Origin of the sequence: Candidatus Corynebacterium faecigallinarum (genome assembly GCF_052264515.1) — a bacterium.
Taxonomy (GTDB): Bacteria; Actinomycetota; Actinomycetes; order Mycobacteriales; family Mycobacteriaceae; genus Corynebacterium; species Corynebacterium faecigallinarum.
Genome location: NZ_JBQQOC010000029.1, coordinates 21,985 through 31,165 on the forward strand (window position 1 = coordinate 21,985; position 9,181 = coordinate 31,165).

The following is a 9,181-nucleotide window of genomic DNA, read 5'->3' on the forward strand; positions in this document are numbered from 1 at the left end:
GGGGACACGACATGACTGAACCAGTCACCGAGAAGGTCGTCTACCGCGGCACCGCCGACCTGTCACCGGCCGTACGCGCCGACGTCCTGGCCGAGGCACTGCCGTGGCTGCTGCACTACCGCGACAAGATCGTCGTCGTGAAGTACGGCGGCAACGCCATGATCGACGAAGACCTCAAGGCAGCCTTCGCCGCCGACATGGCCTTCCTGCGCACCGTCGGCGCCCACCCCATCGTGGTCCACGGCGGCGGCCCGCAGATCACCGAGATGCTCGACAAGGTTGGCCTCGAGGGCGAGTTCATCGGCGGCCTGCGCTACACCACCCCGGAGACCATGGAGTACGTCCGCATGGTTCTCTTCGGCAAAGTCGGACGCGAACTCGTCGGGCTTATCAACCAGCACGGCCCCTTCGCCGTCGGTACCTCCGGTGAGGACGCCGGCCTGTTCACCGCCGTGAAGAAGAACACCGTCATCGACGGTGAGGAGGTCGACCTCGGCCGCGTCGGCGACATCGCCCAGGTGGATGCCACCGTACTCATGGACCTCATCGACGCCGGTCGCATTCCGGTGGTCGCCCCCTTCGCCCCCGACGAGGACGGTCGGGTCTACAACATCAACGCCGACACCGCCGCCGGCGCACTGGCCGCAGCCCTCGGCGCCGAACGCCTTGTCATGCTCACCAATGTCGAGGGCCTGTACACGGACTGGCCGAACAAGGACTCCCTGGTCTCCCGGATCGACCCGGACGCGCTGGACAAGATCCTGCCCGACCTGGACTCCGGCATGATCCCGAAGATGGAGGCCTGCCTCTCCGCGGTGCGCACCGGTGTCTCCGCCGCCCACGTCATCGACGGTCGCGAGCGACACTCCGTGATCCTCGAGCTCATGACCTCCGGCGGTATCGGAACGATGATCGCCGACGACGACTGGGAGTCCCCGAATGTCTGACAACAACAACTGGAAGAGCACCTGGGAGTCCACGGTCATGCCGACCTACGGCACCCCGGCGGTCCAGCTGGTCTCCGGTTCCGGCAGCCGGGTCACCGACACTGAGGGCAGGGAGTACGTCGACCTCCTCGCCGGCATCGCCGTCAACGCCCTCGGCCACGCCCACCCGGCCATCGTCGAGGCCGTGACCAAGCAGGTCTCGACCCTGGGCCACACCTCGAACGTCTTCGCCCACCCGCAGGTCCTCGACCTCGCGGCCAGGCTGCAGGAGCTCATTGCCCCGGGCGCGCAGGTCTTCTTCTCGAACTCCGGTGCCGAGGCCAACGAGGCCGCCTTCAAGATCGCCCGGCGCACCGGACGCTCCCGCATCCTCGCCGCAGAGCACGGCTTCCACGGTAGAACGATGGGCTCGCTGGCACTCACCGGCCAGCCCGACAAGCGCGCCCCGTTCGAGCCGATGCCCGCCGGGGTCGAGTACTACCCTTACGGTGACATCGACGCACTGCGTTCCCTGGTCGCGGACGGCGGAGACGGCGAGAACGGTGCGTCCGACACCGCCGCGATCTTCCTGGAGTCCATCCAGGGTGAGACCGGTGTCGTGCCCGCGCCCGAAGGATTCCTCACCGCAGTCCGTGAGCTGTGTGACGAGCACGGGATCCTCATGGTCGTCGACGAGGTACAGGCCGGGATGGGACGCACCGGACACTGGTTCGGCTACCAGGCCGATCTCCCCGACGGGGTTGTTCCGGACGTCGTCACCCTGGCCAAGGGCCTCGGCGGCGGTATGCCGATCGGTGCCTGTGTGGCGGCCACCCCGGCGGCCCAGCTGCTGGGCCAGGGAACCCACGGCTCCACCTTCGGTGGCAACCCCGTGGCCTGCGCGGCCGGCAACGCCGTGGTCGACACGATCCGCACCGAGAACCTGCTCGAGCACGTCACCCACGCCGAGTCACTCTTCCGCGAGGAACTCGAGGCGCTCGACTCCGTGGAGCTGGTCCGTGGCCGAGGGCTGATGCTCGGTGTGGTTTTCACCGAGCCCCGCCCCGGACTCGGTGCAACAGCCCTGGAGAAGGGCCTGCTGATCAACCAGCCAGCGGAGAACGTCCTGCGGATCGTCCCGCCGCTGAACATCCCCGACGCCGACATCCACGATGCCGTCACCATCATCAAGGAGCTGCTCTCATGACCCGACACTTCCTCGCCGACGACGCCGTGAGCGTCGCGGAACAAGCTGAGATCCTTGACCTCGGACTGGAGATGGTCGCCAATCCGATCCGCTCCAGCCTGCAGCACAAGTCGGTGGCGGTCCTGTTCGACAAGACCTCCACCCGCACCCGCTTCTCCTTCGACGTCGGTATCAACCAGCTCGGCGGACACCCGATCGTGGTGGACTCCGGCAAGTCGCAGATGGGTAAGAAGGAGTCCTACCAGGACACCGGTGCCGTGCTGTCCCGCTTCGTCGACGCTGTGGTGTGGCGCACCGGCGCCCACAGCAACCTCCACGAGATGGCGGAGACCGCCACGGTGCCGATCGTCAACGCCCTGTGCGATGACTTCCACCCCTGCCAGATCCTCTCCGACCTGCTGACCATCAAGCAGCACAAGGGCGGATCCGACGGTGACATCAAGGGCCTCAAGGCCGTGTACCTCGGCGACGGCGCCAACAACATGGCCAACTCCTACATGCTCGGCTTCGCCACCGCCGGGGTGGACATCACCATCGCCGCACCGGAGGGTTTCCAGCCCGAGCAGCGCTTCGTGGAGCGGGCACAGGTAAGGGCGGACGAGACCGGTGCCACATTGAGCGTCACCGGAACCCCGGACGTCGCCGGTGCCGACGTGGTCATCACCGACACCTGGGTGTCGATGGGCATGGACTCCGACCGCGACACCAGCACCCTGGTTCCCTTCCAGGTGAACGAGGAGCTCATGGCCACCGCCGACAAGGACGCCGTGTTCATGCACTGCCTGCCGGCCTACCGCGGCTACGAGGTCTCCGCAGGGGTCATCGACGGGCCCCAGTCGATCGTCTTCGACGAGGCGGAGAACCGACTTCACGCACAGAAGGCACTGCTGGAATGGCTGCTCACCTAACCCGGTCAGCCCGCCAGGACCTGATCTCTCGCCTGGTCGAGAACAACCGTGTCGCCAGCCAGCGCGACCTGCAGGATCTGCTGGCCGGTGAGGGTGTGGAGATCACCCAGGCGACACTGTCGCGCGACCTGGTCGACCTCGGCGCCCGAAAGGTCCGGGCCGACGGGCAGGCCTTCTACAGCCTCGGGTCGCCGGTGGCCGAGATGGTCGCCGACGGTCCGGCGCGGCTGCGTCGGGTGCTCGCCGAACTGTTGGTCGGCACCGACTACTCCGGCAACACCGCGGTGCTGCGTACACCCCCGGGAGCGGCGCAGTACCTGGCCAGTGTCATCGACCGCTCCGACCTGCCGGAAGTGGTTGCCACGCTGGCCGGGGACGACACCATCTTCGTCCTGGCCCGCCACCCGGCGAACGGCAGGGGCCTGGCCGAACATCTCCACGCCTTGTCCATGCACAGCGTGTAGAGGCCACCAGATAGACTCGGCTGACAGAAGCCACGAATAACGTATTTACACACATCGTGAACAGAACGTGAAAGGACATCAGAGAACATGACTGACCGCGTCGTACTCGCCTACTCCGGAGGCCTGGACACCACCGTCGCCATCCCGTACCTGAAGCAGATGACCGGTGGCGAGGTCATCGCCGTCTCCATCGACCTGGGCCAGGGCGGCGAGGACATGGAGTCTGTCCGCCAGCGCGCCATCGGCGCCGGCGCCGTGGAGTCCATCGTCGTGGACGCCCGCGATGAGTTCGCCGACGACTACTGCCTGCCGACCATCAAGGCCAACGGCATGTACATGAAGCAGTACCCGCTGGTCTCCGCGATCTCGCGTCCGCTGATCGTCAAGCACCTCGTCGAGGCCGCCCAGGCCCACGGCGGCACCCACGTCGCCCACGGTTGCACCGGTAAGGGCAATGACCAGGTCCGCTTCGAGGTCGGCTTCATGGACACCGATCCTTCGCTGAAGATCATCGCCCCGGCCCGTGACTTCGCCTGGACCCGCGACAAGGCCATCGCCTTCGCCGAGGAGAACAACGTCCCGATCGAGCAGTCGGCGTCCTCGCCGTTCTCCATCGACCAGAACGTCTGGGGCCGTGCCGTCGAGACCGGTTTCCTCGAGGACCTGTGGAACCCGCCGACGAAGGACCTCTACGCCTACACCGAGGAGCCGTCGCTGGGTCAGGCACCCGACGAGGTCACCATCTCCTTCAAGTCCGGTAAGCCGGTCGCCATCGACGGCCGTGAGGTCACCGTCCTGCAGGCCATCGAGGAGCTCAACCGTCGCGCCGGCGCGCAGGGTGTGGGCCGCCTCGACATGGTCGAGGACCGCCTCATCGGCATCAAGTCCCGCGAGGTCTACGAGGCCCCGGGGGCAATGACCCTGATCCGCGCCCACGAGGCCATGGAGGACGTCACCGTCGAGCGCGAGCTGGCACGCTACAAGCGCGGCATCGACGCCGAGTGGTCCCACCAGGTCTACGACGGCCTGTGGTTCTCCCCGCTGAAGCGCTCCCTGGACTCCTTCATCGAGTCCACCCAGGAGCACGTCACCGGTGACATCCGCCTGGTGCTGCACAACGGCTCCATCGTGGTCAACGGTCGTCGTTCCGAGGAGTCCCTCTACGACTTCAACCTGGCCACCTACGACACCGGCGACACCTTCGACCAGACCATGTCCAAGGGCTTCGTCGAGCTGCACGGCCTGTCGTCCAAGATCGCCAACAAGCGCGACCGCGACGCGAAGTAGGACGGTAAGACGGTATGTCGGAGACCCCGATCGAGAAGCACGCCACCAACGAAGGGGCCCTCTGGGGCGGCCGGTTCGCCGGCGGACCCACCGAGGCCATGGCCGCGTTGAGCAAGTCCACCCACTTCGACTGGGTGCTCGCCCCCTATGACGTGCTGGCTTCCACCGCGCACGCCAAGGTGCTGCACAACGCCGGGCTGCTGTCGGACGCCGACCTGGAGACCATGTTGGACGGTCTGGCCCGCCTCGGCGAGGATGTCGCGTCCGGTGCCTTCGGCCCCGAGCCCAGCGACGAGGACGTCCATGGTGCGATGGAGCGTGGCCTGATCGACCGGGTCGGCCCGGAGGTGGGTGGTCGGCTGCGTGCCGGACGCTCCCGCAACGACCAGGTCGCCACCCTGTTCCGCATGTGGGTGCGCGACGCGATCCGTGAGGTCACCGACGGCGTGCTCGACGTGGTCGACGCGATCGCGGCACAGGCCAAGGCCAACCCTGACGTGATCATGCCGGGCAAGACCCACTTCCAGGCCGCCCAGCCGGTGCTGCTTGCGCACCAGTTGCTGGCCCACGCCCAGCCGCTGCTGCGCGACGTGGCCCGGTTCCGTGACCTGGACAAGCGACTGGCGGTCTCCCCGTACGGTTCCGGCGCTCTGGCCGGATCCTCGCTGGCACTGGACCCGGAGGCCATCGCCGCCGAGCTCGGTTTCGATTCCGCCGGTGACAACTCGATCGACGCCACCAGCTCCCGTGACTTCGCCTCGGAGACCTCCTTCGTCCTGGCCCAGGTCGCTGTCGACCTGTCCAGGCTGGCGGAGGAGATCATCGCCTGGTCCACCCCGGAGTTCGGCTACGTCACCCTGGCTGACGAGTGGTCGACCGGTTCCTCGATCATGCCGCAGAAGAAGAACCCGGACGTCGCCGAGCTGATGCGCGGCAAGACCGGCCGGTTGATCGGCAACCACACCGGCCTGTTGGCCACGTTGAAGGCACTGCCGCTGGCCTACAACCGCGATCTGCAGGAGGACAAGGAGCCGATCGTCGACTCGGTCGCCCAGCTCCACCTGCTGCTGCCGGCGATGGCCGGTCTGGTCGGTACCCTGACCTTCCACCCGGAGCGACTGCGTGAGCTGGCCCCGGCCGGGTTCACCCTGGCCACGGACCTGGCCGAGTGGATGGTGCGCCAAGGCGTGCCGTTCCGTGACGCCCACGAGGCGTCCGGCCAGTGCGTCCGCATCGCCGAGAGCAGGGGAGTGGACCTGGTGTCCCTCACCGACGAGGAGCTCAGCGGGGTGCACCCGGGGCTGACCCCGGAGGTCCGTGAGGTGCTCACCATCGACGGTGCTGTGGCGTCCCGTGCGACCCGTGGCGGTACCGCAGGTGTCCGGGTCACCGAGCAGCTCGGCCGCGTCGTGGACGCTGTCGATGACGCCAGAGCATGGACGGGCACCCGTCTTCGCTGATACGGTGACAGTCATGAGTGCATCATGCAGCGCGACTTTCAGCATCTACGGACGTCTCCGCACCCGCGGCGTCGTCGGTGGGTGCATGTAGCGCGTAATCCCGGGGGATATTTCACGCCGTAACTGGCACCCACCGCCCAGCGTGTCCAGCTGGGCGGTCCTTTCGGGCTGCCCGGAAACGTTGACCGGTCGCCGTGAGTTCACGGAGTCCGGAACACTTCCGTGGAGTATTCCTTTACACCTACCTACAGGCCCAATCGACAGAACGGCCGTCATGAGAACGGCCAGAACTACCTCGTCAACACCGGAACCGTCGAGCGCCTTCTCGCCTGTGTCCCGGATGACCACAGCCCGGTCGTGGAGATCGGCCCGGGACAGGGAGCACTGACTTTCCCGCTAAAGGACCGACTGTTACCCGAGGGCCGGTCGTTGACCACCGTGGAGATCGACCCGGAGACGGTGCAGTGGCTGGAGAAGCGACTCGATCCGTCCGTCCGGCTGTTCGAACAGGACTTCCTCGAGCACAAGCTTCCGGAGAAGCCCCACGTCGTCGTCGGGAACCTACCCTTTCACCTGACCACCGCCATGCTGCGCCACATCCTGCATTCGCCGGGCTGGACACATGCCGTGCTGCTGGTGCAGTGGGAGGTGGCCAGACGCCGCGCTGGTGTCGGCGGTGCGACGATGATGACAGCCCAGTGGTGGCCGTGGGTCCAATTCGACCTGCACGGTCGGGTACCGGCGTCTCATTTCGCACCACGGCCGACAGTCGACGGAGGTGTCCTGTCGATGCAGCGGCGGGAATCGCCGCTTCTGGACTGGGCAGTCGACGTCGGTACACCTCCTTCGTCCATGCAGTCTTCACGAGCAAAGGACGTGGCATCGCTGCGATCCTCCGTCGCGTCGGCAGGGGCGACGGGGGAGGCGGCGGAGACAGGAGAGGAGGACGACGCGGCCGTGGCCGAGGCGGTGTTGACGGTGCGGTCGACGTCGCCATGCGCGAGGCCGGGGTGTCTGGCGCAGCGCTGCCGAAGGACCTTGCGGCGGATCAGTGGGTCACCTTGTTCAACCGCCTCGGGTAACAGGTAGCTGAGGTTTGCGAACCGGTCTCGGTGGCCCCTGTGCGGACGTTACGGCGGGTATGCGGATAGACTGATGCGCATGATCGATCCGCGACTTCTCGAGATACTCGTGTGCCCCCAGGACAAGCAACCCCTGGAGCTCGACGGGGACTATCTGGTCAACCCCCGTATGGGTATCGCCTATCCGGTGCAGGACGGTATCCCCGTCCTGCTCGCCGACGAAGCAATCGAGTGGTCGGAAGGACCGAAGTGAACGACAACACCAACAGCACCAACCACGTCAATATTGTTGACGAACTGCAGTGGCGCGGGCTGATCGCCCAGTCGACCGACATCGACGCCCTGCGCGAGGAACTGTCCACCCCCACGGTGGCCTACGTCGGCTTCGACCCGACAGGACCGTCCCTGCATGCCGGTCACCTGGTGCCGCTGCTGATCCTGGCCCGGCTGCAGCGTGCCGGCCACACCCCGATCCTGCTGGCTGGCGGGGCCACCGGCATGATCGGTGATCCCCGTGACGTCGGGGAGCGCACCATGCTCTCCGAGGACGAGGTCGCCGGCAATGTCGAGCGGATCAAGGGTCAGCTCGCCAGTTTCGTCTCTTTCGACGGGGACAATGCGGCGATTCCCGCGAACAACATCGAGTGGACCTCCCAGATGTCGGTCGCCGAGTTCCTGCGTGACCTGGGCAAGAACTTCAGTCTGAATACGATGCTCTCCCGAGATACGGTGAAGCGTCGGCTCGAGAACGACGGTATGTCCTACACCGAGTTCTCCTACATGCTGTTGCAGGCCAATGACTACGTGCAGCTGCGGCGTGCCCACAACTGCCGGCTGCAGGTCGGTGGGTCCGACCAGTGGGGCAACATCGTCTCCGGTGTGGACCTGAACCGACGGGTGGACGGCGAGACCGTCCACGGGCTGACCGTACCGCTGGTCACCGATTCTGAAGGTCGCAAGTTCGGCAAATCCACCGGTGGTGGCAAGCTGTGGCTGGATCCGGAGATGACCAGCCCCTACAGCTGGTACCAGTACTTCCTCAACGCCGCGGACGCCGACGTCATCCGTTACCTGCGTTGGTTCACCTTCCTCGACCAGGGTGAGCTGGACCGTCTGGCCGTCCAGGTCGAGGAGCGCCCCTTCAAGCGGGAGGCCCAGCGGACCCTGGCCCGCGAGATGACCACCCTGGTGCACGGCGAGGACTCTGTCGCGAAGGTGGAGAAGGCCGCCGAGGCACTGTTCGGTAAGGCCGAGCTGGCGGATCTCGACGAGCAGACGTTGGCCGGGGCCCTGTCCGAGACCGAGGTAGTCGGGGCTGCCGCGGGGACCTCCGTTGTCGACCTGCTGGTTGCCGCCGGCCTGGAGAGCTCGAAGGGGTCCGCCCGACGCACCATCAAGGAGGGTGGTGCTTACGTGAACAACGAACGCATCACTGACGGCGAGTGGGTTCCGGGGGAGGACTACCTGCTGCACGGACACTGGTTGGTGCTTCGCAAGGGCAAGAAGCGCTTCGCCGGAGCGCGGATCTCCTAGGCTGCAGTAGCCACAGTGCTTGATCCCACGGACGCCGTCACCTGAGAACAGGTGGCGGCGTCCGTCGTCTGCTGAGGGGGCGAATACGGAGAAATCAGCGCCGTGAGCTGGAAGTTTGTTCCGGTGGCTGCGCAATGTGTAGATTGATGCGAGTCAGCGAGACGCCGGGTGCAAGCCCGGCGAGTAGCGGACTGGGGACTGACCGAAACAAGATGTTCACCGAGAGTTTGCACTCCGGCTACGTCCTGTTGTACAGTGAGTCTCGGCCTTGACGACGACGCTCCCCAGTGGGGTGAGCAAGAATCGACTGGTCA

General features: G+C 66.3%; 8 protein-coding genes and 1 pseudogene. All 9 read left to right on the plus strand.

All coding sequences use genetic code 11. From position 1 onward, the window contains the following. Positions 1 to 11: 11 nt before the first annotated feature. The gene (gene argB, locus ACTXPP_RS12395; RefSeq protein WP_301496459.1) at positions 12 to 947 is read left to right on the plus strand and encodes an acetylglutamate kinase; all 936 of its coding nucleotides are present in this window, start codon (positions 12 to 14) and stop codon (positions 945 to 947) included. Beyond that, positions 940 to 2,133 carry an acetylornithine transaminase gene (locus ACTXPP_RS12400; protein WP_443342420.1) on the plus strand — a complete coding sequence of 398 codons (1,194 nt, stop codon included), beginning with the start codon at positions 940 to 942 and terminating at the stop codon, positions 2,131 to 2,133. Before argB ends, ACTXPP_RS12400 begins: the two co-directional genes overlap by 8 nt. After that, the gene (gene argF / locus ACTXPP_RS12405) at positions 2,130 to 3,041 is read left to right on the plus strand and encodes an ornithine carbamoyltransferase (RefSeq protein WP_443342422.1); all 912 of its coding nucleotides are present in this window, start codon (positions 2,130 to 2,132) and stop codon (positions 3,039 to 3,041) included. Before ACTXPP_RS12400 ends, argF begins: the two co-directional genes overlap by 4 nt. Then, the gene (gene argR, locus ACTXPP_RS12410; RefSeq protein ID WP_301496453.1) at positions 3,026 to 3,505 is read left to right on the plus strand and encodes an arginine repressor; all 480 of its coding nucleotides are present in this window, start codon (positions 3,026 to 3,028) and stop codon (positions 3,503 to 3,505) included. The genes argF and argR overlap by 16 nt, the downstream gene beginning before the upstream one ends. Before the next feature lie 87 nt (positions 3,506 to 3,592). Then, on the plus strand, positions 3,593 to 4,792 hold the full coding sequence (locus ACTXPP_RS12415; RefSeq protein ID WP_301496451.1) for an argininosuccinate synthase: 1,200 nt from the start codon (positions 3,593 to 3,595) through the stop codon (positions 4,790 to 4,792). A 29-nt stretch (positions 4,793 to 4,821) separates the two neighbouring features. Next, positions 4,822 to 6,252, plus strand: a complete 1,431-nt coding sequence (gene argH, locus ACTXPP_RS12420) for an argininosuccinate lyase (protein ID WP_301496464.1) — start codon at positions 4,822 to 4,824, stop codon at positions 6,250 to 6,252. Between the two features lie 222 nt (positions 6,253 to 6,474). After that, a pseudogene (gene erm / locus ACTXPP_RS12425) lies at positions 6,475 to 7,334 on the plus strand (23S ribosomal RNA methyltransferase Erm). Between the two features lie 79 nt (positions 7,335 to 7,413). Next, complete coding sequence (locus ACTXPP_RS12430; protein ID WP_301496449.1) at positions 7,414 to 7,587, plus strand: Trm112 family protein; 174 nt, start codon at positions 7,414 to 7,416, stop codon at positions 7,585 to 7,587. Further along, on the plus strand, positions 7,584 to 8,867 hold the full coding sequence (tyrS, locus tag ACTXPP_RS12435; protein ID WP_301496447.1) for a tyrosine--tRNA ligase: 1,284 nt from the start codon (positions 7,584 to 7,586) through the stop codon (positions 8,865 to 8,867). The genes ACTXPP_RS12430 and tyrS overlap by 4 nt, the downstream gene beginning before the upstream one ends. The last annotated feature ends 314 nt before the right edge of the window (positions 8,868 to 9,181 follow it).

Coding starts and splice junctions, on each gene's coding strand:
- argR (WP_301496453.1), top strand. CDS start 3,026: ATGGCTGCTCACCTAACCCGGTCAGCCCGCCAGGACCTGATCTCTCGC.
- argF (WP_443342422.1), top strand. CDS start 2,130: ATGACCCGACACTTCCTCGCCGACGACGCCGTGAGCGTCGCGGAACAA.
- ACTXPP_RS12430 (WP_301496449.1), top strand. CDS start 7,414: ATGATCGATCCGCGACTTCTCGAGATACTCGTGTGCCCCCAGGACAAG.
- argB (WP_301496459.1), top strand. CDS start 12: ATGACTGAACCAGTCACCGAGAAGGTCGTCTACCGCGGCACCGCCGAC.
- ACTXPP_RS12415 (WP_301496451.1), top strand. CDS start 3,593: ATGACTGACCGCGTCGTACTCGCCTACTCCGGAGGCCTGGACACCACC.
- ACTXPP_RS12400 (WP_443342420.1), top strand. CDS start 940: ATGTCTGACAACAACAACTGGAAGAGCACCTGGGAGTCCACGGTCATG.